This window comes from Paenibacillus alvei DSM 29 (assembly GCF_000293805.1).
In the GTDB taxonomy this organism is placed as follows: domain Bacteria; phylum Bacillota; class Bacilli; order Paenibacillales; family Paenibacillaceae; genus Paenibacillus_B; species Paenibacillus_B alvei.
The window spans coordinates 524,347-550,316 of record NZ_AMBZ01000004.1 but is presented as its reverse complement, the minus strand read 5'-3'; the positions used below and the strand labels follow the sequence as shown (position 1 = coordinate 550,316).

Here is a 25,970-nt window from a genome sequence, read left to right as displayed (position 1 = left end):
ACCTCCTCAAAATTACAAAGCATGCGGAAAATTGTTATGTTGAACATACGCAACTGAATCGTACAGCCCGGAGTATGCTCAACGAGTATAAGTACCTACCGAAATGCGCATGCGGCCTTTTTTCGATACGCCCTCAATGTCTATTACCTTGAACCGTCCAAACCCTTGCAGGGAAACAACATCTCCAGCATGAAGCTGAGTAGATGGATTCTCTTCCACCTTCCAATTCACCTTGCAGCGCCCTGCCTTAATGGGCGTTACGATCTTCGTTCTGCTGAGTCTGAATACATCACTAGCGATGCCGTCCAGCCGAAGGGACGCCACACTTAGAGTCATCATCTTCAACTCTGCATGGGTGGCTTGAAGTTCCGACAAAGGAACAATGTCTGTTAGAACATTGACGCGATGTACCTGCCGCAGATGTGTATCCAAAAAAGCCCCAATTTCTTCTGTTATGACAATGTGACAGCGATCATCACTAACGTGAATATCGCCAATTTTGTCCCTCTTTATGCCAAGACCAAGCACAGCTCCCAAAAAATCACCATGCTCAAGCTGCTCCCAATTGCGGTCAAGAGAGGTGATTTGAAGGATATGCATCCCCATTTCTTCTCCTTCTGCATATACGTAGTCGGGAGCGATAAGCGCACGCTTGCGCTCTGCATGCTCGTGCCCGCCATCCAAGCGCAGCTGAACATCGGCATTCCGATTGACAAGTGTTGTCAAAATAAAGGCTTGTCTCGGATCCAAAAAGTCAGTACGACGGATCTCGTGAAGCTGTGCTGCACGTTCCACCCATTCAGAAGCACGATCAACAAACACACGCTCATCAGGGTGAAAATGCGAATAGATATGTTCATTTGCTGTCATCTTCGGCACTCACCTATTACTAAATGAAATACTGTAGTACAGCAAGAACGCCTCTGTACACGAATTCAAGCGTAAATAAAGCCACGATCGGAGAGATGTCCAGCATCCCACCAATTGGAGGGATAATGCGGCGGAATGGGGCCAAGTACGGCTCAACAATCTTGCCCAGAATCTCCCCGATTGAGCTCTCTCGTACATTAGGCACCCAAGACATCAAAATATAAACAATAATTAGCCATCTGTATATGTTGAACAGGTAATACACATATTCAGCAATCTGATACTCCAACAAGGTCACCTCGTTTGCATGTAATCGTAATCGTCTTGAAGAATTTCTGTAATGGAACCTTGAATTTCAACCTGCTCGGGGGTACACACAAATATATTTCCACCAACTTTGGATATATTCCCACTTAACGCATAGACAGTACCGCTCAAGAAATCGATAATTCGAAAGGCTTGATCCTTTCGAACTCTTTGCAGATTCACGATAACCGAGCGCCGTGAACGCAAGTGATCTGCAATTTCTTGTGCCTCGTCATAGGAACGCGGCTCATACAGCACCATCTTGGAAGACTTCTGTGAGTGTATGCTTACTACATTAGTGGATTTAGAGGATCTGCGCTGATCGAATGACGGTGCTTCCACTTCTTGATCATGCATATCCGTTACTACCTTCTCGCGCTCAATGATTTCTTCTTCTTCCTGAAGCCCTAGAAAATTCATAAATCGGTTCATTACACCCATTACGTTTCCCCTTCCTTCCCAACTAGGACGAATCCAAGTCTCAGCCGTGTCGCCCTCTCTTCCATAGCGACCTCAAAATCATTGGACATCCCCATCGATAAGTGCGGCAATGATATGGACAACGATGATTCCAATTCGTCTCGCAACTTACAATTTGCGGACTCGGGTCTCGTTTGTTCCGGTTCAGCTTCGTATGGAGCCATCGTCATAAGTCCAATTGGCCCAATATGAGGAAACGCGCGCAATTGCTCTACAAATGCTGCGGCTTGTTCCGGTTCGAATCCATACTTGGATTCTTCACCCGAGATATTCATCTGAATGAAGCAGCGACTAGGATGCACTACAGCTTCTTTCTCGATGCCGGGTCGTCATTCAATTATCCCTACTTCCAGCCTATCCAACTCATCATACGACCTGTAGTTCCTCCCTCCATACGGTGGGAATAAAACATATCGATATTACACCCAGTGCACAGTGTAGTACATTCGATATTTGCTGCCAAAATTCCTGCTTCAATCAACAAATGTCGATTCAATTCACGTAAATCAAGCATAGCATGCCCAGCTGATGTCGGACGAATAACGACATCCTGCACGCGCTCTGCTTGTTGGCAGCCTTCGAATACACGCCGTACCTCGGCAATTACGCGCTCGTCCACCTCATAGCAGCAGGAACCAATCGATGGCCCAATTGCTGCTTGAATATGCTCAAGACGGCAGCCATACTGCTCCTGCATCTTATGTACCGTTGCAGCACCAATATTGCTGACAGTTCCTTTCCAACCTGCATGCGCAAGACCGATGACACGCTGAACGGGATCCAGGAACATCAATGGAACACAATCGGCATAAAAAGAAGCTAATAGAACTCCCGTAACATCAGTAACCAAAGAATCCGTATTTTGAATCGCATCAGTACGATTCATTCTTCCTTTTCCTCGTTCATTTTGCGTAACGACATGAACATGACTCCCATGCACCTGCTCACCACATGTCCATGCTTCAAACGGCATGCCGCATGCTTCTGCGACAAGCTTGCGATTGTGGATGACATCTGCTTCATTATCGAGCACATGCAGCGCACAGTTCAAAGAGTCGAAATGCTCGCTGCTCACGCCGCCATTTCTTGTTGTAAATCCAGCTGTCAACTCCGGATAGGAATCTGTCCATTTCTTCAATTCCAGCAGAACAGGCCCCTCTGAAGTCTTAGACTTCTGCAATTGAAATGGTTCCATGACGATAATCACCTCACCGTACAGTTTACCACAAACCATATGGCGAAGCCTATTGTTTCTGCACAAAGGAAGCACTGTCATATTCTTCAGTTCGTGCTGGCTTCATTTCCTCCATTTTCACCAGAACAACATCAGCACCAATCTTGACGATATTCCGCCACGGGATAATCAATTCACTCCCACCACCAAACAGCCCCATAAATTTACTGTAATTTGGCACAACGATGGATTCAATTCTTCCCTGCTTCATATCAAGCTCTACATCACTTACTTGACCTAGTTTCTTACCGTCTATTATGTTGATTACATCCTTCGTTTGAAAATCAGAAATTTTCATCGCAATCACCATTCTACAAGGAATTTGACCGTAGCCAGCGTACATACCTTAGTATATGAGTCCACTTGCCAAAATGCCCTGTCAGATGCAAAAAAAGCCGCCGCTTGACCGCGGACGGCTTATTTTACCAATCAAATATTACGTGCGTACGTGCTTCTGCATCTGATTGATCGCTGACTTCTCCAGTCTTGATACTTGTGCCTGAGAGATGCCAATCTCGTCTGCAACTTCCATTTGGGTTTTGCCTTCGAAAAAACGCATCGATAAAATCATCTTCTCACGTTCGTTCAACTTTCGCATCGCTTCCCGCAGCACAATTTCCTCGATCCAGGATACGTCCTTATTTTTCTCATCGCTAATTTGATCCATGACATAGATCGGGTCACCTCCATCATGGTAAATTGGCTCGAACAAAGATACCGGATCCTGTATCGCGTCCAGTGCGAACACAACATCCTCCTTCGGAACATTCAGTGCTTCCGAAATTTCATGTATCGTCGGTTCCCGTGAGTTCTGATTCGTCAACGAATCGCGAACTTGCAATGCCTTATAGGCGATGTCCCGCAAGCTTCTAGACACTCGGATCGGGTTATTGTCACGCAGGTATCTGCGAATTTCTCCGATAATCATAGGCACCGCATATGTAGAGAATTTAACATTCTGACCAAGATCGAAGTTATCGATCGCCTTCATCAGTCCAATACAGCCAACTTGGAACAAGTCATCAACGAATTCGCCTCGGTTGTTAAATCGCTGGATCACACTCAATACGAGCCGCAAATTACCATTTACCAGCTTCTCTCGAGCCGATAGCTCGTTTCGTTCCTGTAATGACACGAACAACTCCCTCATTTCGGCGTTCGTGAGGACGGGCAACTTCGATGTATCGACACCGCAAATTTCGACTTTGTTTCGGGTCATTCGTGATTACCTCCCAGGGATGAAACATTAATGTACATTATCTCCCCGGGGTTCTTTTTTATTCCTGCACTCCCAGCACCCGATTCGTTCCGATCAAGCCGTATTCCGCATCCGTCCAAGCTTTGAAACGTTTACACCATCTTATTAAATTCTTTGCGCAAACGCTTAATAATCCGCTTCTCAAGACGTGATATATATGACTGCGAGATGCCAAGCATATCCGCAACATCCTTCTGCGTTTTTTCCTCTCCATCCGTCAGGCCAAAGCGCAATTCCATAATCATTCGTTCACGCTCGCTAAGCTTATCCAATGCTTTATGCAGCAGTTTACGGTCAACCTGCTCTTCAATATTTTTATAGATCGTATCATTCTCTGTACCGAGTACATCTGACAGCAGCAGTTCATTGCCGTCCCAGTCGATATTCAGCGGCTCGTCAAAGGATACTTCTGTTCTTGTTTTGCTGTTACGCCGCAAATACATCAAAATTTCGTTCTCAATACAGCGAGAGGCGTAAGTCGCGAGCTTAATCTTTTTTCCGGATCAAATGTATTCACAGCCTTAATTAGACCAATTGCTCCGATCGACACCAGATCTTCAATATGAATGCCTGTATTTTCAAATTTGCGCGCTATGTAAACGACGAGGCGCAAATTACGTTCAATTAGCATCGCACGTACTGCCGCTTCCCCAGTCGACAGCCGTGACAGCAGATACTCCTCTTCCTCACGTGTTAACGGGGGAGGAAGTGCCTCGCTGCCTCCAATATAATAAATCTCATCCCGCTTCAGTCCGAGCCAGAACAACAGCCGATAATATTGAAGCTGCATCATCAGTTTCCATTGCAAACGCATCGCCAATCCTCCTAAAACATAGTGATGACAGGGTCGTTCGTATCAGGTACTTCGGTACAATCGGTAGTAGTATAGCAGTTCATTCTCCAGCGGCCGCCTTACGAAGCACGATGAGAAGAGTCCGGCATAGAATGATAGCTTGCTTCTTCTCTACCTGAATCTTGCATCAAATCTGGATGTACGATAGCTTGGAAGGCTCCATCATGAGACAATGTCCCCATGTCCAGCCCAATAATCACTTTTTTGCTTACATAAGTCTCGCTCTCCGTCCGGATTCGAATCGAATCTGGACGCAAGCCGATCATCCACTGCATATCACGATTCACACCGCGATAAGGGATGAGCCGCAGGCGGGATTCATCCAAAATCGCACCAGCTTCTCCTGTTCCTGTCCAAGACTGCAGCATATCAAATGGCTGTTCAGATCGAAGCCTGTTCAACCACTCTGCTGGGAAAATGCCTTCCCACAATCTCGCTTCCGTCACAACAACAGGCGCCCCTCCTAATGGATCTCGCAGATGATTCCCCGTATCTACAAGCCCTGTACATTGGCGAATTGTATCGCCGATATAAATATCCAATTGCACCAGTTGCTTCACTACCTGCTGCTGCCGAGCGCTGTGACGCCATACGAGACGGAACAACGCATAAGAAGCTGGTAGTGCAACAATGAGAAAGCCTATCCCTGCCTGAAAGGAAGTACGGTGAGCAGCAATCCATTGTGATGCCTGATGGGACAAAGACCAAGCACGTGCATCCTGCAGCAAAAACTGCAGGCCGAACGCTCCTCCCGCAATGACAAAGGCCGAAAAATAAAAGACACCAACATTTTTAAGAAAATATCCGGCATTATGAAATCCAAACGCCAAGATGATCATAAGTATAGATAAAAGTAATTTACCAACGTACGTATACAGTATCGGATAGGCGGGAATGAAAAGAACCGCTGCATACACGGTACCTAACCCTGCAGCAGCAGCGAGGCGCCAACGCAAAAATTGTATGCCGCGAATTCTCGCTGTCATGCGGAGCAGCGTCCAATCCAATACCAGATTAAGGCCGAATAGAAGATCGGCATAGATGACGGTCAATGCGCTTCCCTCCTTCTTCAGCCGCCAACTATTGGGAAGTTATTAATTAGTATAAAGAGTGCTGTATTCGAAGTCTGTCTAATGATGGGTGTGGAATGACACTTTTTTTGTCGATCATTCCGATCTACGTTCGAGATTCTATTTCTGTGGAGGCAAGCTATCCTGATAGAATGCTGTGGGAAATGCAAAAAAGCGTCTGCCTATGTAAATCGGCAAACGCTTTATAGCAAAAATTCTTATTATTCGTTGTTTGAATTACGAGGGCGGTTACGCAAAAACGTCGGAATATCCAGCTGATCGGAAGATGGCTGGTTGCCGAACGGACGAACCGTTGACGAAGAGCGAGATTCCTGAGATTCGCCAGAACCAGTTGGATTAGCAGTTGGGCGACGTCCTGGCAATGCCTGAGCCGGCTTATTCTCGAATCCTGTTGCGATAACCGTAACCTTGATATCATCCTTCATATTTTCATCAATGATTGCACCGAAGATCATGTTCACTTCCATATCGGAAGCCTCTGTTACGATCTCAGCCGCCTCATTGACTTCATACAAGGACAGGTTAGCTCCGCCTGTAATATTCATAATGACACCACGCGCGCCATCAATGGACGTTTCGAGCAATGGGCTCATAATCGCCTTGCGAGCAGCCTCAGCAGCACGGTTTTCACCGTTAGCTACACCAATACCCATCAACGCAGAGCCACGCTCTGTCATAATCGTCTTCACATCAGCGAAGTCCAAGTTGATCAGACCTGGTACAGCAATCAAGTCAGAGATACCTTGAACGGCTTGACGAAGTACATTATCGACCTCGCGGAATGCTTCCAGCATCGGTGTTTTCTTGTCTACGATTTCTAGCAAGCGGTCATTTGGTATAACGATAAGCGTATCTACCTTTTCCTTCAATGCTTCGATACCGATTTCTGCTTGTGCAAAACGTTTGCGGCCTTCGAATGTAAATGGACGAGTAACGACACCTACCGTCAATGCGCCGCATTCCTTTGCAATTTCAGCAATAACTGGTGCCGCACCAGTACCCGTACCGCCGCCCATACCGGCTGTAACGAATACCATATCTGCGCCTTTCAGCGTATTGCTGATCAATTCGCGAGATTCTTCTGCAGCTTTCTTTCCTACTTCCGGATTTGCACCTGCACCAAGACCACGTGTCAGCTTATCGCCAATTTGCAACTTATGCTCGGACTTTGCAAAGTGAAGTGCTTGTGCATCCGTATTTACCGTAATAAATTCAACGCCCTTAACGCCATTATCAATCATTCGGTTGACTGCGTTGCTACCGCCACCACCGACACCAATAACTTTAATTTGGGCCAACTGTTCCATCTCAAATTCAAATTCCAACATGAGTCCTCCATCTCCCCTTCATTGTGCACCGATGGCCTGAAGTCAACTATTATTAAATGAATTCACTAAACATATTTTTTAACCGTTCAATGAAACTAGGTTTGTTTGATGATTCCATTGGAGTTGGCTTCCGGGTTGCCGCTTTCTTAGCGCCACCTGCACTGCGTGGACGAACGGAGCGCAACACATGATGCAATACCCCAACACCGCTTACGAACCCTGGATCGCGAACACCAATAAAATCAGGTACCGCTATGCGTACCGAAGTCTGCAATGCAGCTTGAGCTGAATTGAGGACTCCAGGCATAGAGACAGTCCCTCCAGACAAAATATACCCACCTGGCAATTCCGTGAAGCCAAGTCGCTTCACTTCATTCTTGACAAGATGGAATATTTCTTCCATACGCGGTTCAATGATGTTGGCAAGGAATACTTGATTGAATTCCTTCTCCACATTGCTGCCAATACGCGTCACTTTAAACACATGATCCTCTAATGCATCCTCAATCCATGCACAGCCGAATTTCAGCTTAACCTTCTCTGCATGGTCGGACATTGTACGAAGACCGTATGCGATATCGTTCGTGACAAAGTCCCCACCGATAGGCAGTGTAGATGTAGCTGCAAGCGTTCCATCTTGGAACACTGCAATTGTCGTCGCGCCTGCGCCGACATCTACGAGCACGGAGCCCATCATCTTCTCATCTTTAGACAATGCCAGCTGCCCACCGGCAAGCGACATTAATATTAAATCCTTGACGTGCAGACCAGCCTTCTCTACACAACGCAATAAGTTATGTACGGCCGTCTTTGCGCCGGTTATAATCGTGGCATCGACTTCCAAGCGAACGCCTATCATGCCTCGAGGATCATGAATATCCTCCAGTCCATCAACAACATATTGCTTTGCAACCACGTCGATGATTTCACGTTCTGGTGGCAAAGCAATAACTTCTGCTGCCTTGAGCACACGCTCAATATCCTCTTCGCCAATCTCACGGTCTTCATTCGATACCGCGACAACTCCATGGCTGGATTGCAAGCCGATATGATTGCCTGATATGCCTACGTACACTTCCGTAATTTCAATGCCGACCATTCGCTCCGCATGCTCTACCGCATTACGAATTGACTGGACAGTCTGATCAATATCTACAATCGCACCTTTGCGAATACCTTCTGAGTCAGCAGATCCAACGCCGATGATTTGCAGCGTTCCGTTGTTAATTTCCCCGATGATAGCGCGCACTTTGGATGTACCGATGTCCAAACTCACAATGATGTCATTGCTGCTCAACCCGTGGCACCTCCTACTTCCCAATCAATTGGTATGTTTGTATCCCCGGACACTTTGTATGTATTCAACAAAGTTTAGTCATTCCCTCTTTTTTCTACAAATTTTTTGAAGACAAATTCCTTCCATATAAGCGGATATCGCCTTCTTTCTTAAAAACGTGAAGAAAAAAGAAGGAGAGAACGGAAATACCCATAAGTTTTATTCTAGCATTTTTTCCGTTTATTGAGTAGAGTTTTTTTCTCTCTCCATATTTTGCTCATTCATGGAGGAACCGCTGTCTTACTCGGTTTCCGAGTCCGTGTCCAGCCCTTTTTCAGGTTCCTTTATATCATTCTCTGCGCCCGCTCCTTTTTCCTGCTCAGATCCATTTTCTTTCTGATTTGCATCTTGTGAATCGGCGCTTCCCTGATTTTGCTCTGAACCGTCAACTTTATCCTTGCCTTCTTGAGTTCCTTCAAGTGCTTCTATATCATTCGGCAAGCTTGAATAAGGGATATAAGAGTCAGCCTTCAGCATCGTAATCCGCCCGGGAGATTGGGATTCCACAACACCACTTAAGTATGCAATCTTATCTGGCAATAGAGGGACTGTTGTCACCACTTCGAATCCTGAACGCGTGTACATCTTAATCCGGTCAGGATAAGAAGGCGATGGATAATAGCGGATTTCCGAAATATCCGCCAGCAACCCTCTAGGAGTAGCCGCTAGCGCCTTGCTCAGCTCTGCTTTGAGAACCGCTTGTCCTTGCCACTGCGTAAGTACCGGCTTCTCTAGCACGAGTTTCTGCTTATCCTTCAGTGAAATTACAGAACCGTTCTCCAGACAGGCTTGAATACTCCCATCTTCTGTGAGTTCATACGCAACCGGAGCATATTCTTGAATGTATACCTCAATCACGCCCGGGAACTGCTTTTCTACTTGAACCGATTTTACAAATGGGAACTGTGTCTTAATTCGATCTTCTACAGCGCTTGCACTAGTTCCAAAATACGGTTCTCCTGGTTTGACACCACTGCTGCTGCTTAATTGTTCTTGATTTACAAGGTGATTCCCAATCCAGCGAACTTCCTTTATTTTACTAATGGATGATCTGAAGAACAGGACAACGAGCAGCACGATGAGAAGGAAGAGAAGAAGCCATTTCACTCTGCCGCCCATCCGTTTCTTCCTCACCGGCTTATCGGGCAGCGAAGGTATCGTTCTCAATGACACTGGATTCATCCCCTTCTATCAATACACATTTCATAGTAACTAGAAACATTAAAACAAGAATTATTACAGTCCCCTACCGTATGATGAAGGGGACTGCGTATAAATTATTGCATTATCCGTTAGCAATATCAAGCTTAGGCACGGACAGGATGCGATCAATCTTCGCACCGAGCTTGGTAAACATATGCTCGATACAATCATATCCGCGATCAATGTGATGAACATTCTCTACGACGGTACGACCGCTAGCAGCAAGCCCCGCAATAACAAGTGCTGCACCGGCACGTAAATCGGTTGCTTCAACAGTCGAGCCGTACAGTTCAGGCACACCTTTAATAAAGGCATTACTTAGATCGACCCGTATATCTGCTCCCATCCTAGCGAGTTCTTCTACATGACGGAAACGCCCTTCGAACACCGTTTCTTTCATCACGCTTACTCCATCAGCCAGTGACAGCAATACCATAAGCTGAGATTGCAAATCTGTTGGAAACGCTGGATATGGCGAAGTCACTATTCTCTCTACAGCCTTAGCTCTTCCAAAGCTGGTAACATTGATTATACCATCACTCGTTGCTATCTGAACACCAGCACGCCGCAGGATATGGATGAGGGAGGTTAGATGACTCGCATGCGCATTTGTAAGCGTCACAGCCCCTCGAGTAGCTGCGGCAGCAATCATCAGCGTGCCTGCCACAATCCGATCAGGCATCACCTCATATTGGCTGCTGTTCAGTTCAGTAACGCCTTCTACCACAATCGTGTCTGTACCTGCTCCCGATACCTGCGCCCCCATACTGTTGAGGAAATGCTGCAAGTCAACGATTTCCGGCTCCCTTGCTGCATTCGTAATAATGGTGGTTCCTTCTGCCAGCACAGCAGCCATCATTACATTTTCCGTAGCTCCTACACTTGGAAAGTCTAAGTGGATGTCCGTCCCTACCAACCGATCTGCGCGGCAAGTGATTCGATTGCCGCAATGCTCCAGCTCTGCTCCTAGTGACTGCAATCCACGAAGATGCAAATCGATCTTTCTTTCCCCAATCGCACATCCACCAGGCTGGTAAATGTGAACCTCCTTGAACCTTGCAAGCAGCGGCCCCATCAAAAAAATAGAGGAACGCATCTGACGCATCAAATCCTCCGGTATATGCGAGGAATGGGAGCCTGACGCATCAATTGTAACTGTACCTCCATCTTGAATTGTCCTGCAGCCTAAACTTCGCATAATGCGCTGCATTACTTCGATGTCTAACAATTGTGGAACATTCTCTAGCCTAACGACGCTATCGGTTAGAATCGAGGCTGCCATAATTGGTAAAGCGGCATTTTTAGCTCCTTGGATACGAATCGTACCAGATAGAGGTCTTCCACCCTCAATCACCAATTTGTCCAATGTGTCACCTCCGAGATTACCGCTTACCCACTACTCGATTTTCGGCACCAACCCTACCTGGTATATCCCCTGAGTCACCTGTTGAATGCACGCTATAAGGGCAAGCACGTCTGACGCTGTTGCTTGACCGGTGTTAACAATGAAATTGGCATGTTGTGTGGACATTCTTGTAATACCTACTCCATTCCCTTTCATTCAGCCTCTTCTTTCATAAACATATTAAATATTAGGCTGATTGCGGAACATGCTGCCTGCAAGCGGAGATATAAGCAGCAGGGTAGGCAGCCAGCATTTTTTATTCGGAGCCAGCAAGGCCTTGATTTCCCCCATTCTCTATGCTTACGCGCAGAACGTTGTCTCCTAGACAATGTTCTCATTTTATGCAGCACAGAGTGCCGATAGGCTAACTGCATAGGTTCCGCCATATACGCCATAAAACTTACCAATTTCCCTGTCCCCAGTACAATCTCAGCAGAATCATTTATTCGTGACACATCCGACCCGTGCGTGCCTGCACTCTTGGATCGGCATTTTGTCCGTCCAGGAATGCATCAGCATATTCTAGCCCCGACAGCCCCAAGTTGCTTGTGGTTATCTCCGTTTTTGACAGTTGATAACCGTACCAGCAGTGCAATTGCTTTACACGTGAACATGTTGAAAACATGTATATCTCGACTGCCATGAGCCACCAATGGCTTATGCATTAGCTGATTTCACAAGCCGCTCAATCTTAATGAGTGTACGACGAGGCAGCGGTCTGGGGGAAACTGTCACGATGTATAGAGTATATTATGTCAGGTTGAAACGTTGTGTGACAGGAGCCCATTCCCGATTCTTCTTACTATATGGACGAATACCCAAATTACACACCATTTTATCTGCAGGTATAAAAAAATCGGGCAAAGTCACTTGCCCGATAATCGTTGTAATTCAGCTACTACTCTTGCAGCAGCGTCTGGCTGGCCGAATAACTTGGCAGCGTCAGACATGCTTCTGCGCTTTTTCTCATCTGTCATCATTGTCTTAATATGACGGAACAAGGCTTCTGTTGATAGTTCCTTCTCCGTAATCATAATGGCGGCGCCTGCATCCTGCAAGGAACGAGCATTTGCTTCCTGATGATTGTTCGTCACATTTGGCGATGGTATTAATATGGAAGGAATGCCGAGAGCGGTCATTTCCGCAAGTGAAGAAGCTCCTGCCCGACTGACAGCGAGTGTCGTCGCTGCAAGTACCTCTGGCATGTTGCTAATGTACGGAAGTACATGCAAATGATTGCGAACTGAATCACTTGTTTGCAGCACAGCCTTCCGTGTATTTTCATAGTAGTTCTGCCCTGTTACATATACAAAATGCACATCCGGCAATTGCTTCAACAAGGGAGCCATTCCGATCATCGCATCATTTAATGCCTTTGCCCCGCGGCTTCCGCCTACGATCAGCACAATCCGACTATCACTTGGCAAGCCAAGTGTGGCGAATCCGCGAGCTTTCTCCGCTTCCATCACTGCCGTCGCACGAGGGTTGCCACAGTAGACAACGTTTTTCGCTTTTTTGAAATACGGAGCCGATTGCTCAAAGCTAACCGCGACAGTACTTGTATAACGACTCAAAAATGTATTCGTCAAGCCGGGTATGACATTCTGCTCATGAATGACAGTCGGGATCCCAAGCTTGGCCGCAGCGTATACCACTGGACCGCATACATAACCACCCGTTCCGACGACCACATCCGGCTTGAATTCCTTCAGCATTTCCTTGGCCTTGCTTACACCTCGGATAAAACGCATAATGGTTTTGAAGTTTTCAAGAGACAGCTTGCGGCGGAAACCTGTAATCTCAATCGCCCGAAAATCCAAGCCCTCTTCTGGAACGAGACGGCTTTCCAACCCCTTCTCAGTTCCAATATATAAAAAAGCGCTGCCGGGAAACTGCTTCTCGCATTCCCTTGCAATGGCGATTGCCGGGTAAATATGTCCACCTGTACCGCCACCGCTTAGCACGACGCGCATGACCTTCACCTCGCATAACGTGATATATTAAGTAGAATTCCTAGTGCGGTCAGCATTAAGGTCAGAGATGAGCCTCCATAACTGATTAACGGCAGTGTGATGCCCGTAACAGGCATGAGTCCGATTACGACACCGATATTGATAATGACTTGAACAGCTACAATGCCAACAATTCCTGCCGCCAGCAGACTGCCGAATTTATCTGGTGCTGTCAAGGCAGTTCGCATCCCACGCCACACTAAGATTAAAAATAGAATCAATACCGTAACCGCTCCTAAAAAACCAAGCTCTTCTGCCAATATGGAAAAGATAAAGTCGGTTTGCGGTTCGGGTACATAGCTGTATTTTTGGCGGCTTGCCCCCAGTCCAAGTCCCATTAACCCTCCAGGGCCTATAGCGAACAAGGACTGAATGGATTGATAGCCTGCCCCCCTCGGATCCTGCCAAGGATCGAGAAAGGCGGTAATCCGCAGCAGCCGATAAGGTGCCGCTAGGACGAGTCCAACAAAGCCAGCAATGCCAACCATAGCAAGTGACATCAAGTGCTTAATCTGTGCCCCTGCCACAAAAATAACGAGCAGCACTGCACCGACCATGACCGTCCCTGTACCAAGATCCGGCTGCATCATGATGAGCCCAAACGCTGTGCCCATAATCGCGAGCGGCGGCAGCAGCCCCTTCGTAAAGTCCGTAATGCGCACTTGATCCTCAGAGAGCATTTTAGCCATAAACAAAATCATGCCTAGCTTCATGAATTCGGAGGGCTGTATACCAAATGAGCCGATACCAAGCCAGCTTCGCGCTCCCCCCCGCACATTGCCGATACCAGGAATAAGAACAATGATAAGCAAGGCGAAGCAAATGAGAAGACCTACCTTGGCATAACGCTTCCATACGCGGTAGTCCGTATTCATCGTAATGAACATGGCAGCAATCCCCAGCAGAGCAAACAGCAATTGACGCTTAACGAAATAGAACGAGTCTCCGTATTCCCGGAAGGCGAGAACAGCACCGGCGCTGTATACCATAATCATGCCGATCGATAGCAGGGACAGTACCGAGACGATTAGCCACAAATCGGGCGCAGTGCGTGCTTTGACCATGCGGTACACCTCTATTAGGACAATGTAGGGGCTTGAACACCCCCCTACTACAGACTATGCACCGCCGCTTTAAACATTCGTCCCCGATCTTCATATGACGGGAACATGTCCCAGCTCGCACAAGCTGGCGACAACAGAACGATATCACCTGGCTTCGCATAAGAGCGCGCCATTTCGACAGCTTCTTTTACAGCGTCGGCTGCATGATCTACATTGTCGACGACTGCTATATCCGTTAAACCTGCCTTCTCAGCAACATTTTTCATAATGTGGCGTGTTTGTCCCATCGCAACAACAGCCTTCACTCGTTCTCCCATGATCGGAACCAGCTCATGGAAATCAAGACCGCGGTCAAGACCGCCAGCAATAAGGATAATATTGCGTTCGAAGGCCTCAAGCGCCATCAGCGTTGCTTTTGTATTCGTCGCTTTGGAATTGTTGTAATATTTCACGCCATGCTGCTCGGATACGAACTCCAAACGATGTTCAACCCCTTGGAACGAACGGAGAGACTCGACCAAGGCAGATGGTTCAGCACCCACGGCAATCGAAATTGCACACGCAGCCAGGGCGTTATCCACGTTGAATCTTCCCGGGATCCCCAATTCCATAACAGATATAATCGGGAATACACGGCCCGTGCCGTCTGCATACACGATCTTCCGTTCTTCTTCCTCCGCCTCAACCTCGTAAGAAGGCTCTACGAACACACCACGCTCTACACGCTTCATCGATGATACCCACCACTGATCTGCTTGAATATGAGACGATAGGGTACGGCAAGTCTCGTCATCTGCATTCAGCACTGCAATATCTCCGCTTCCCATATTCGCGAACAGGCGAGCTTTCGAAGCAACGTAGTCCTCCATTGTGCCATGGTAATCGAGGTGCGTTTCCGCAATATTAAGCAGGCAGGCGACACGAGGGCGGAAAGCGCTTGTCCCCTTCAACTGGAAGCTGCTTAGCTCAACAACCAGCGTATTATCCTCACTCGCTTCCTGGGCCGCCTGACAAAGCGGGGTACCTATATTTCCTGCTACGATTGGCTTCATCCCAGCGGACTCCAGCATATTTCCAACCCACGTTGTCGTTGTCGTCTTTCCATTGCTTCCCGTAATTCCGATAATCGGTGCCGGGCTGAGCTGATACGCAACCTCTACTTCAGTCACTACCTCGATGCCCAGTTCAATAGCTCGAGCAACGGGAGGCGCTGTATACGGAATCCCCGGATTCTTGACCACAAGAGCTACCTGCTTATCGATTAAATCATCTGGATGATGTCCGCATACAACACAAATGCCCAAAGCTTCTAATACCGAAGCTTCGGGGCACTTGTCGCGATCCTTCTTATCATTGACGGTGACGATAGCACCGAACTTGTGGAACAATTGTGCTGCGCTGACGCCGCTCTTGGCTAAGCCAAGTACGACGACGCGCTTTCCTTGATATGTTGCTGGGTGATTCATTCGTTACATCCCCTTGTTGATCCATAATCCAAGTCCAGCTAATACGATACCCGCAAGCCAGAACGTGATAACAACCCGCCATTCCGACCATCCGCACAATTCAAAGTGATGATGAATCGGACTCATCTTGAACACACGCTTGCCGCGTGTTTTGAAGGATACGACCTGAATAATAACCGACAGCATTTCAATGACGAATACACCGCCGATAATAATGATGAGCAGCTCTGTTTTTGTCAGAATTGCAACTGCAGCAATCGCTCCCCCAATACCGAGTGAACCTGTATCGCCCATGAACACCTTAGCTGGATGCGCATTGAAGACGAGAAAACCGAGCACTGCACCGACCATAGCTGCTGCACTAACAGCTGCCGAGATTTCCGATGCTTGCATTGCGATAACCGCAAATGCCGAGAATGCAATCGCACTTGTACCGGCAAGCAAGCCATCCAGGCCATCCGTAAAGTTCACCGCATTACTCACGGCAAGCATCATCAATACGATGAACGGATAGTAAAACCATCCAAAATCAAGACCAAAAGATGTCCCTGGTATCGAGATTACCGTACTATGACCGGACTGCCACAGCAGAACACAGATTAAACCCGAACAGACTAGCTGTCCAAGCAGCTTCTGCTTCGCAGTCAAGCCAAGAGAACGTTTAAAAATAATTTTGATGTAATCATCTAAAAATCCAATTAAGCCAAATCCAAGTGTTGCGATAAGCAGCACATAGAAATCGGTATCCATCACCGAAAATTTAAGGAAAGAAAGGGCAAACGCAAGTAAAATAATTGCGCCACCCATTGTTGGAGTTCCTGCTTTTTTCAAATGAGCCTTCGGACCATCATCACGAACCTGCTGACCAAACTTCAGCCTACGAAGAAGCGGTATCGTTAACGGGCCCAATATGACGGCTAGGAGAAAAGATACACCGATTGTCATTAACATCAACTTGAAGTCCAATCCTTACACCTCCCGTTACACAACCAGTTAATGTTGGACACTAGTCCATTCATTAACAACTTCTTCTAGTTTCATTCCTCTAGATGCCTTCACTAGCACGGTATCCCCTGAGCGAACATGCTGCAGCAGGCAAGCCTTCAATTTAGCCTTTTCATCAAATGAATAAACGGATTCCTTCGCCAAATGTTGCAGGGCGCCCGCCGCAATTTCACGACCCAGTCTGCCGTATGTAAGCAGAAGGTCAAGGCTTCCCGGTTGAATCGACGTTCCGACTTCATAATGGAGCTCCGCTTCATCAGGCCCCAGCTCTAGCATATCGCCAAGAATAGCAATCCGTTTGCCCCCATGCAGTTCAGCAAGCACATCCAGTGCCGCCTTCGTTGCAGTTGGACTAGCATTATAGGCATCATTTAATAATACCCATCCGCCGGGCGTAATCGTCCGTTCAAATCGCATACCGCTTATTTGTGCGTTACCAAGACCTTGCGCAATCTGCTCGTCAGTAAGACCGAACAAGCGGCCTATTGCAACAGCAGCCAACGCGTTAATGACATTGTGCTTGCCTAAGAGCGGAAGCTCGACAGCCATCGCCTTCTGACTGTCAGATGCCGCAACCGTGAATGTCGTCCCCGCCTCATGAAGATCGATATGCTCTGGCCGAACATCACACTGCATACCTGCACCGAAGCGAATCACTGACATATTCTTAGGCCGCTTCGTTGCTTCTTCCGAAAGTGCCATGTCAACAAGTGGTTCGTCTCCATGACAGATGAGCACTCCATTTTCTCGTAATCCGCTAATAATTTCTAGCTTAGCACGTGCAATCTCTTCACGGGAACCAAGCTGAAGCAAATGCGCTTCCCCAATGTTCGTAATAACTGCCGCATCAGGCTGAGCGATGGAAGATAGAAGTTCAATTTCGCCTCTTCCGCTCATTCCCATTTCGAGAACTGCAATTTCCGTATCTTTCGGCATGGACAATATCGTTAACGGAAGGCCAATATGATTATTGAAATTGCCATCCGTCTTGTGAACACGATAACGTTCCGCAAGAACAGAAGCAATCATATCCTTCGTAGTCGTCTTGCCATTGCTACCTGTAATAGCTACTACCTTTACCTGCTGCTGGGCCAAATAAGCTTGTGCCAGCCGCTGAAGCGCCTCTAATGTGTTGTCCACCATGATGAGCGGATATCCCTGCGGTGCATCATCATGATTGGATTCCCACATCGCAGCTGCTGCCCCATCCTTCAAGGCTTGATCCGCATACAGATGTCCATCGAACCGTTCTCCTTGAAGCGGCACGAACAATACACTTGACTCGATCTTGCGTGAGTTCGTGCTAATTCCTTTCACCGTGCGGTCTCCATAGGAGGGGTCGGAAAGCGTCCCTCCACATAAGTCCGCTACTTCTCGTAACGTCGTTTCAATCACTGAACTATACCCCTTATCGCTTCTTTGGCCACCAAACGGTCATCGAAGTCAAATGTTTCCTTGCCGATGATTTGATACGTTTCATGGCCTTTCCCCGCAATCAATACTACATCGTGCGGGCTTGCCATTTCAATAGCTTTCGTAATGGCAGCGCGGCGATCAACGATGCATTCGTAACGGCTCGGATCCAATTTCACTTCATGAAGCCCTTCTACAATGTCCTTAATGATGAGATCCGGGTCTTCTGTGCGCGGGTTATCGGAAGTAACAATAGAGTAATCAGCATATCGCGCAGAAATTTTGCCCATTAGCGGGCGTTTCGTACGATCGCGGTCACCACCGCAGCCAAATACACTGATAACACGGCCTTCGGCAAACTCTTTAACTGTCTGCAGCACATTTTCTAGTCCATCAGGCGTATGCGCATAATCCACAATTACTGCGAAAGATTGCCCAGCTTCAACTGCTTCTACACGTCCATCAACACCTGGTACGCTTTGCAGGCTGTCGCGAATGGCTTCGAGCTCGATACCTTCAATGAGGCCTACAGCAATTGCAGCCAATGCATTATACACATTGAATTTACCAACCATACGCAGCTGGATGTCCAACGATCCCTTAAATGTATGCACGGTGAAGCTCGTTCCTTTTGCCGTAATCCGAATATTCTCTGCACGAACATCCGCTTGTTCAAACATACCGTATTTAATTGTCTCAGCAGTTGTAATGCTGGCAAAATATTCAGACGACGGATCATCTCCATTGAGCACCGCGTAAGAGCGTTCTGCCTCTACATCTGAAAAGGTATTGCCAAGTCGTGAGAATAGCAGTCCTTTTGCTTCGCGATAAGCTTCCATCGTCTCATGATAGTCCAAATGATCTTGCGTCAAATTCGTAAAAACAGCTGTACGGAAGCGGCAGCCTTGCACACGTCCTTGTACGAGCGCATGTGAAGATACCTCCATTGCTACAGAATCCACACCCTCGTTCACCATATCATGAAGCGACTTCTGCAGCTCGAAAGCATTTGGAGTTGTACGAGACATCGGAAATACCTTGCCTGCATATCGCATTTGAATCGTCCCAATGACACCTGCTTTGCGCTTGGCATCATTCAAGATTTTTTCAATCAAATACGTCGTCGTCGTTTTGCCGTTCGTTCCTGTAATCCCGATCAGGTTCAAAGCACGGCTAGGCGAGCCATAGAACGCGTCGGATAATACAGCAAGTGCATGTCTAGCACTCTTGACGATCAGCTGAGGAACCTGCAAATCTAATTCACGTTCCACGACAAGTGCAGCTGCGCCAGCTTGAACCGCTTGCTCTGCGTAACGATGGCCGTCTTCAGCCGTCCCTGAAATACAGAAAAACAGATCGCCTTGCTTCACATCGCGAGAATCCATAGCAAGTCCTGTTACTACAGTGTGTTCATTTCCCTTGCACTTCGCTGTCAGCATTCGCGAGCAGGCTTCAGCCAATTGCATCTGTTGCATTAATTATTCCTCCGTCTCTTCTCCCATGTAAATTCGGATCGTAGAACCTCGATCTACACGGGTTCCCGGTTTGGGCGCCTGATGAATAACAGTGTTACCCGTACCGGATTTCGCTAATTGAAAATTCATATTCATATCTTCGTAGATATCAGTCAGCGTCTTCCCTACTAAGTTCGGGACGACAACAATCGGCGTTTCATCGAATCGGTATTTGCGCGCAACTTGATCCTTACGCGGCTCAACTCCCATGTAATGAAGCGAGTCCTCCATAATTCTCTTTACAATTGGCGCGGCAACCAGACCACCGAATTGAATACCTTGCGGGTTATCGACAGCCGTATAGACCACAATCTTCGGATCATCAGCAGGGGCAAAGCCGACAAAGGATACAATATGTTCATTCGGTGAATATCTGCCATTGATAACTTTTTGAGCAGTACCCGTTTTTCCGCCAACACGATATCCGTCAATGAATGCATTTCTCCCTGTACCCTGTGCAACCACATGTTCGAGGGCGTCACGCACTTTGCTGGACGTTTCGGGGCTAATGACTTTTTTGACCAGCTCTGGCTTAATCTCATCCACAACCATCCCAGTTTCCGGCTGGATAAAAGACTTAGCCACATGAGGCTTGAACAGCTTCCCTCCGTTAATAGCTGCCGATACAGCAGTAATTTGCTGGATTGGTGTAACGGATACCCCTTGTCCGAACGCAGTAGTCGCAAGCTCTACTGGACCTACCCGGCTCAGTTTGAACAAAATGCCGCTTGCTTCGCCACTCAAATCAATGCCTGTCTTCTGCCCGAAACCAAAGTTGCGTATGTAATCGAACAGCGTCTCCTTGCCAAGCCGATTTCCAAGAGCAACGAATCCTGGGTTACAAGAGTTTTGCACAACCTCCAAAAAGGTCTGACTGCCATGTCCCCCGCGTTTCCAGCAGCGCAGCTTGGCTCCGCCGACTTCAACACGTCCTGGGTCGAAAAAATGCTCGTTGTATAAATCGACCTTCCCCTCCTCCAAGGCAGCCGCAAGCGTAATAATCTTGAACGTAGAACCCGGCTCGTACGTCATCCAAATTGGCAGGTTACGATTATATACATCAGGCGGGAAGTCTTTGTATTGGGCCGGATCGTAGCTCGGGCGGCTCGCCATTGCCAATATTTCACCATTATTCGGATCCATAGCAATTGCGAGTGCCTGATTCGGCTTTAATTCATCCATCGCACGATCAAGTTCCCGCTCCATAATTGTCTGTATCTGCTTGTCGATCGTCAATTGCAAATTTAATCCATCTCGGGGCACAACGTACTTTTCTGACGAATTCGGCATCTGCTTGCCGCTTGCATCAGACAAATAGGCAATGTTGCCGCGCAAGCCTGTTAAAGCAGAATCATACCTCTGCTCAATACCTGTTAATCCTTGATTGTCAATACCCGTAAATCCAAGAATGTGAGCTGCCAAATCGCCATAAGGATAATATCTTTTATTATCCTCTGCCACTACAATCCCCGGCAAGTTTAGATCGCGCACTTTTTCCGCTGTTTCAAGCGATATTTTACGACCGCCGCCCTTAATCTGCTTAACAGACTGCCCTTTCGCAATCATGCGCTCTACATCTTCCGTTTTCATCCCCAGAAGAGGGGCAATCTGTGCAGCAGTACCCTTTTGATCTTCAATTTGCACAGGAATAGCCCATATCGTTGGAGAACTGATATTGTAGGCGATCCTCTCGCCTTTGCGATCCAGTATCTCACCGCGCTTTTGGAAGATAGGAATCTCTCTTCTCCACGAATCTTCTGCAAGATCCGCCAAATCCTTGCCCTCCCACAGTTGTACATATGCCAAGCGGACAACGAGCGCGATAAATCCAATCGATATGAGCACCATTCCAACAATTAACCTTTTACGGATCGTCACCCCTGTAACCTTCATACATACCCTCCCTCGTCCGACATCGGTTCATAACCAACCTATTCGGGACAACCAGAGGATAGAACAAGCTCTCCATGAGGATAATCCATAAGACTTCTTTTCTCTTTTTTCACCTCACACCCTACGGATGTTTTGGCTCTAATTTAATATGAACGATACGTGTTCCGTTCTCATTTGCTTCTTTTTGTTCCGTTACATACCCTTCACCATCTACACGCACTTCCCAGCCAAGCATGGAGGTGATTTCCATAACATCGCGCAGTGATTTGCCCTTAAAGTTCGGCAGCGGCAGCTTGTTAGGCTCGTCGGTAAGCAAATATATCCGTTGACCAATCGCCAAAGGTTCGCCCGGAGCCGGATATTGACGTTTCACCTTGTCTCCTGCGCCTACTGTCTCGAACACGATCCCTTGCTCAGCCAGCCGCTGCTTGGCATCATATGGCTTCAAGCCCTGCACGTCTGGCGCCTTAACCGTTATTGGAGCCCCCGTCTTCTTCTCGTTGCCTTTTTCTTGCCCATCGATCGAGGAAGGAACCCCCATATAACGAAGCGACTGTGTTACGATCTTCTTAAACATGAGCGGCGCTACAAAGCCGCCACCCTCCCAATAGTCCTGCGGATCGTCCACTACCACCAGCAGTGCAATACGCGGATCCTCGACAGGTGCGAAGCCGACAAAGGATACAACAGCACGCGTATTGGCATATTCACCATTGATGACCTTTAAGGCCGTACCTGTCTTGCCGGCAACGCGATATCCTTCCATATAAGCATTTTTACCTGTACCAATCTGTTGATCCGCCACAACCTGTTCTAAGTATTCACTTACCTTTTTGGCAATGCCTGGTTCGATTACCTCACGCACTACCTCCGGCTTGCGCTCAGTCACTTCACCCGTAACGGGATCATGAATTTTCCGAACAATGTGCGGCTTCATAAGCTTCCCGCCATTCGCTACAGCCGCAACCGCCATAATTTGCTGGATCGGCGTTACTTGAACCTTACCATGTCCATAAGATGCTGCAGCAACGTCAGCCGGATATTCAAATCGGATAAGACCATTGTTCTCTCCCGGAAGCTCGATGCCTGTCGGTTTACCAAAGCCAAACTTCTCGATGTACGCCTTTAGGCGCTCTTCCTTTAGCTGCTCAAATCCCAGTTTAACAAAGGCAACGTTACTGGAGCGCTTCAAGCCTTCCAAGTACGTAATTCTTCCCCATCCATCCCGATTAACGTCATGGATGAGGCGTCCTCCCGCATAGATCCGGCCAGAGGCAAATGTCGCATTCGGATCAAAGATGCCTTCTTGAACAGCCGCAGCAAGTGTCACGATCTTGAACGTTGATCCCGGCTCGTAACGTGACTGTACTGCGTGATTGTAAAATGCCGCAATATCCTTGGCATTCCAATACTGATTTGGATTGAAATCCGGCATATTCGCAAGCCCCAATATATCGCCAGTCTTCGGATCTGCCGCAATGACCGTCATACTATGAGGAGAATATTTATTGTATACCTCTCGCATCGCATCTTGAATATATTGCTGTATTGTCCGATCGATTGTGAGGTAGATGTTCTCACCATCCTTGGATGGCTTGTATACTTCTGAAGCTTTTGGGAGTTTATTGCCCATCCTATCCTTCTCGTATTGGAGCATCCCTGCCACCCCACGCAGTTGCTCATCATACAGCTTCTCAATCCCGCCAACGGGATTGCCTTGCTTGTCCGTATAGCCAAGCACATGTGAAGCCAATGACTCTTTCGCGTAGAAGCGCTTCACCTCAGGCAAGAGATAGAGTCCGACATCCCTTAGCTCGGTCTCCTTCTTTAGTTCGTCCGTAAATTCTCGCAGCTTCTGTGCTGTCTCATCACTAACCTTCCAGCCCTCACTGCGAACTTCGACTTGGGTATAGAATTCGTCTTTGTCTTTCTTCTTTCTGCGAACTAGCTCATATAATTCACTCTCGGGCTTTTTCAGCACCGTGCTCAGCTTCTCTACGATAAGCCGCTCAATGTCAATATTCTTCTCAACTAACTTCGTAGAGGTGCGCAGTTCTTGAATGACCTTAGGGCCGACCGCTACTGTATATGCGGGCGCATCGATAGCAAGCACTTCACCATTCATGTCATAGATCGTGCCTCGGACTGGATTAATCTCTTGCTTTACAGACCATGACTGCTTGGCCTCCGCCATCCAGAAAGGCTGATTAATTACCTGATACCAAAACAGTCTCCCAATTATGACAATAAAAAAGAGGGTGAATAAGCCCCCGATCGTCAACGTGCGCAACTTAATTCGTTTGACCATCTTCATCCCTCGTTTAGTCGTTTCCTACTTGTTGTTTGTAAACTTCAATTTCAGCCCGAGTTTCAGGGAATCGCAAACCATTCTTTCTTGCTTCCCCCTCGATCCGCTTCCAATCGGACAGCTTCTCTTTCTCCACCGTTAGCTCTGACACTTCATTCGTCAGTGCAACTGTAGCCCGCTTCGTTTCTTGAACCTTGAGATTCAGATTGTAAATATTGGCATATCCGCTAATTAAGAACAACGCAATCGCTGCGCAAAAAATAATTGTGCCCAAATAAAGCAGTTTCTCTCGAGTAGGTAGAGTAGACTTACGGGTTACCTTTTTCTTCGTTTGTCGATATCGAGGCTTCTGTTGTGTCTGTCTCTCTGGACGCATTGCCAGGTTGCCGCGCACATAGGCCATTTATCTGCTCCCCCTCATCCCAATTTTTGAGCAACACGCAACTTAGCCGAACGCGACCGTGGGTTGTCTACTAACTCGTTATCACTCGGAGCAATCGGTTTGCGATTTACTAATGACAATACGCTCTTGTGGCCACATGCGCACATTGGCAAGTCAGGCGGACAAGTGCATCTGCCAACGTACTCATTCATGATTTGCTTGCAAATACGATCCTCTAGTGAATGGAATGTAATCACTGCCACTCTTCCTTCTGGCTTCAGACAGCGAACCGCTTGATGCAGCGCATCCTCAAAAGCGCCAAGCTCATCATTAACGGCAATTCGCAGCGCTTGAAAACTCCGTTTGGCTGGATGCCCCCCGGTCCGTCTTGCAGCAGCAGGAATTCCTGCCTTCACCAGTTCAGCGAGTTCTCCTGTTGTTTGGATGGGCTGCTTAGCACGAGCTGCTCCAATCTCTTTTGCGATACGCCTCGAAAACTTTTCTTCCCCGTATTGGAAAAGTATTTTCGCAATCTCCGCCTCCGACCAACTGTTGACAATATCGTAAGCTGTCAATTCTCCATTCTGATCCATCCGCATGTCTAGTGGCGCATCGTGGTTATAGCTGAATCCCCGCTCCCCCTCATCAAGCTGAGGTGATGATACACCCAAGTCGAATAAGATTCCATCAACTTGCGGATTCCCGTCAACCTGCGGCACACCAGCTTGAATCAAGGCTTCTTCCAAGTGGCGGAAGTTTGTTTTGACTAGTGTTACTCGATCCATATAAGGTGCGAGCCTAACTTTAGCATTATCCAGCGCCCAATCATCCTGATCCAGCGCAATCAGTCTTCCGGCAGTTGACAGCTGTGAAGCAATTCGTTCACTGTGTCCCGCTCCTCCTAGCGTACAGTCGACATAAATGCCGTCAGGACGTACTCGCAAGCCTTGTACCGATTCTTCTTTCAATACGGTAATATGATGAAACAACGCAATACCTCCTACTTTCGGTTCCCATCTAGCTGCGATGCGTTATGATAGTCCTGATGTTCACCTAAAAATTAAAATCAACTAGTGTTTCCGCAATTTCATTAAACGCGGATTCCGACTTCTCTACATATTGTTCCCAAGCATCCTTGCTCCAAATCTCTACCCGATTCTGAACACCAATAACCATGCATTCTTTTTCCAAATGAGCGTATCCTCGCAAATGAGACGGAATCGTGATGCGGCCTTGCTTATCCCACTCACATTCGCTCGCCCCTGAAAAAAGAAACGGGTAAAGGCTCTAGCATCAGCTTTCATCATGGGGAGCGCCTTTAACTTCTGTTCAAGAGCTTCCCATTCATTCATAGGGTAGACGAAGAGACATTGATCCAACCCTCGAGTCAATATAAATGTGGTTCCTAAGGAGTCACGCAGCTTGGCAGGAATGATAAGACGGCCTTTGTCATCGATGCTATGTTGATACTCGCCCATAAACATCAGCCACCACTCCTCCCCCTAAATCCACCACAGCGCCCCACTTTCCACCACAACGATTGTATACT

General features: G+C 47.5%; 22 protein-coding genes and 3 pseudogenes. All 25 read right to left on the bottom strand.

The genetic code is table 11. The features are described from left to right. Nucleotides 1-78 precede the first annotated feature (78 nt). The 25 genes and pseudogenes from PAV_RS16220 to mraZ all read right to left on the bottom strand — a co-directional run bounded on the left by PAV_RS16220 (nucleotide 79) and on the right by mraZ (nucleotide 25,905). The gene (locus PAV_RS16220; protein ID WP_005548083.1) at nucleotides 79-870 is read right to left on the bottom strand and encodes a YlmH family RNA-binding protein; all 792 of its coding nucleotides are present in this window, start codon (nucleotides 868-870) and stop codon (nucleotides 79-81) included. A gap of 19 nt (nucleotides 871-889) precedes the next feature. Further along, on the bottom strand, nucleotides 890-1,162 hold the full coding sequence (locus PAV_RS16215; RefSeq protein ID WP_005548081.1) for a YggT family protein: 273 nt from the start codon (nucleotides 1,160-1,162) through the stop codon (nucleotides 890-892). Nucleotides 1,163-1,164: 2 nt separating this feature from the next. Beyond that, nucleotides 1,165-1,617 (bottom strand): cell division protein SepF, encoded by a 453-nt coding sequence (locus tag PAV_RS16210; protein ID WP_005548079.1) that lies wholly within the window; start codon nucleotides 1,615-1,617, stop codon nucleotides 1,165-1,167. Continuing rightward, a pseudogene (locus PAV_RS16205) lies at nucleotides 1,617-1,946 on the bottom strand (alanine racemase); the annotation flags it as partial. The pseudogene PAV_RS16205 and the gene PAV_RS16210, both read right to left, overlap by 1 nt. Nucleotides 1,947-1,999: 53 nt before the next feature. Beyond that, nucleotides 2,000-2,851 carry a peptidoglycan editing factor PgeF gene (pgeF, locus tag PAV_RS16200; RefSeq protein ID WP_040736009.1) on the bottom strand — a complete coding sequence of 284 codons (852 nt, stop codon included), beginning with the start codon at nucleotides 2,849-2,851 and terminating at the stop codon, nucleotides 2,000-2,002. 49 nt (nucleotides 2,852-2,900) lie between these two features. After that, entirely contained in the window at nucleotides 2,901-3,188 is a 288-nt protein-coding gene (locus tag PAV_RS16195; protein ID WP_040736008.1) for a YlmC/YmxH family sporulation protein, read from the bottom strand. A 138-nt stretch (nucleotides 3,189-3,326) separates the two neighbouring features. Next, nucleotides 3,327-4,109, bottom strand: a complete 783-nt coding sequence (gene sigG, locus PAV_RS16190) for an RNA polymerase sporulation sigma factor SigG (protein WP_005548072.1) — start codon at nucleotides 4,107-4,109, stop codon at nucleotides 3,327-3,329. Between the two features lie 131 nt (nucleotides 4,110-4,240). After that, nucleotides 4,241-4,962, bottom strand: a pseudogene (gene sigE, locus PAV_RS16185) (RNA polymerase sporulation sigma factor SigE). Between the two features lie 98 nt (nucleotides 4,963-5,060). Then, the gene (gene spoIIGA / locus PAV_RS16180; protein WP_005548069.1) at nucleotides 5,061-6,053 is read right to left on the bottom strand and encodes a sigma-E processing peptidase SpoIIGA; all 993 of its coding nucleotides are present in this window, start codon (nucleotides 6,051-6,053) and stop codon (nucleotides 5,061-5,063) included. 239 nt (nucleotides 6,054-6,292) lie between these two features. Then, nucleotides 6,293-7,420, bottom strand: coding sequence for a cell division protein FtsZ (ftsZ, locus tag PAV_RS16175; protein ID WP_005548067.1), 1,128 nt, complete (start codon nucleotides 7,418-7,420; stop codon nucleotides 6,293-6,295). A gap of 52 nt (nucleotides 7,421-7,472) precedes the next feature. After that, nucleotides 7,473-8,717 (bottom strand): cell division protein FtsA, encoded by a 1,245-nt coding sequence (gene ftsA, locus PAV_RS16170; protein ID WP_005548065.1) that lies wholly within the window; start codon nucleotides 8,715-8,717, stop codon nucleotides 7,473-7,475. 279 nt (nucleotides 8,718-8,996) lie between these two features. Continuing rightward, nucleotides 8,997-9,929, bottom strand: a complete 933-nt coding sequence (locus PAV_RS16165; protein WP_238555841.1) for a cell division protein FtsQ/DivIB — start codon at nucleotides 9,927-9,929, stop codon at nucleotides 8,997-8,999. 112 nt (nucleotides 9,930-10,041) lie between these two features. Beyond that, nucleotides 10,042-11,325 (bottom strand): UDP-N-acetylglucosamine 1-carboxyvinyltransferase, encoded by a 1,284-nt coding sequence (murA, locus tag PAV_RS16160; RefSeq protein WP_005548061.1) that lies wholly within the window; start codon nucleotides 11,323-11,325, stop codon nucleotides 10,042-10,044. A 30-nt stretch (nucleotides 11,326-11,355) separates the two neighbouring features. Beyond that, nucleotides 11,356-11,520 (bottom strand): hypothetical protein, encoded by a 165-nt coding sequence (locus PAV_RS37665; protein ID WP_081505758.1) that lies wholly within the window; start codon nucleotides 11,518-11,520, stop codon nucleotides 11,356-11,358. A gap of 710 nt (nucleotides 11,521-12,230) precedes the next feature. Further along, nucleotides 12,231-13,337 carry an undecaprenyldiphospho-muramoylpentapeptide beta-N-acetylglucosaminyltransferase gene (murG, locus tag PAV_RS16150; protein ID WP_005548058.1) on the bottom strand — a complete coding sequence of 369 codons (1,107 nt, stop codon included), beginning with the start codon at nucleotides 13,335-13,337 and terminating at the stop codon, nucleotides 12,231-12,233. A gap of 5 nt (nucleotides 13,338-13,342) precedes the next feature. Beyond that, a complete protein-coding gene (gene spoVE, locus PAV_RS16145; RefSeq protein ID WP_005548056.1) occupies nucleotides 13,343-14,440 on the bottom strand; it encodes a stage V sporulation protein E in 1,098 nt (365 codons plus the stop codon). Nucleotides 14,441-14,487: 47 nt separating this feature from the next. Continuing rightward, nucleotides 14,488-15,906: a UDP-N-acetylmuramoyl-L-alanine--D-glutamate ligase gene (gene murD, locus PAV_RS16140; protein ID WP_005548054.1), complete on the bottom strand. Its 1,419-nt coding sequence runs from the start codon at nucleotides 15,904-15,906 to the stop codon at nucleotides 14,488-14,490. Nucleotides 15,907-15,909: 3 nt separating this feature from the next. Then, nucleotides 15,910-16,872 carry a phospho-N-acetylmuramoyl-pentapeptide-transferase gene (gene mraY, locus PAV_RS16135; protein ID WP_005548053.1) on the bottom strand — a complete coding sequence of 321 codons (963 nt, stop codon included), beginning with the start codon at nucleotides 16,870-16,872 and terminating at the stop codon, nucleotides 15,910-15,912. A 27-nt stretch (nucleotides 16,873-16,899) separates the two neighbouring features. Further along, complete coding sequence (locus tag PAV_RS16130; protein ID WP_005548052.1) at nucleotides 16,900-18,306, bottom strand: UDP-N-acetylmuramoyl-tripeptide--D-alanyl-D-alanine ligase; 1,407 nt, start codon at nucleotides 18,304-18,306, stop codon at nucleotides 16,900-16,902. Then, nucleotides 18,303-19,790 (bottom strand): UDP-N-acetylmuramoyl-L-alanyl-D-glutamate--2,6-diaminopimelate ligase, encoded by a 1,488-nt coding sequence (locus PAV_RS16125; protein ID WP_262867022.1) that lies wholly within the window; start codon nucleotides 19,788-19,790, stop codon nucleotides 18,303-18,305. The genes PAV_RS16130 and PAV_RS16125 overlap by 4 nt, the downstream gene beginning before the upstream one ends. Nucleotides 19,791-19,802: 12 nt before the next feature. Then, on the bottom strand, nucleotides 19,803-21,731 hold the full coding sequence (locus PAV_RS16120; protein WP_005548050.1) for a stage V sporulation protein D: 1,929 nt from the start codon (nucleotides 21,729-21,731) through the stop codon (nucleotides 19,803-19,805). A gap of 121 nt (nucleotides 21,732-21,852) precedes the next feature. After that, nucleotides 21,853-24,039: a penicillin-binding transpeptidase domain-containing protein gene (locus PAV_RS16115; protein ID WP_005548049.1), complete on the bottom strand. Its 2,187-nt coding sequence runs from the start codon at nucleotides 24,037-24,039 to the stop codon at nucleotides 21,853-21,855. A gap of 13 nt (nucleotides 24,040-24,052) precedes the next feature. Continuing rightward, nucleotides 24,053-24,442, bottom strand: coding sequence for a cell division protein FtsL (ftsL2, locus tag PAV_RS16110; RefSeq protein ID WP_005548048.1), 390 nt, complete (start codon nucleotides 24,440-24,442; stop codon nucleotides 24,053-24,055). Nucleotides 24,443-24,456: 14 nt separating this feature from the next. After that, complete coding sequence (gene rsmH / locus PAV_RS16105; protein WP_005548047.1) at nucleotides 24,457-25,410, bottom strand: 16S rRNA (cytosine(1402)-N(4))-methyltransferase RsmH; 954 nt, start codon at nucleotides 25,408-25,410, stop codon at nucleotides 24,457-24,459. Nucleotides 25,411-25,474: 64 nt separating this feature from the next. Then, a pseudogene (gene mraZ / locus PAV_RS16100) lies at nucleotides 25,475-25,905 on the bottom strand (division/cell wall cluster transcriptional repressor MraZ). Between the last annotated feature and the right edge of the window lie 65 nt (nucleotides 25,906-25,970).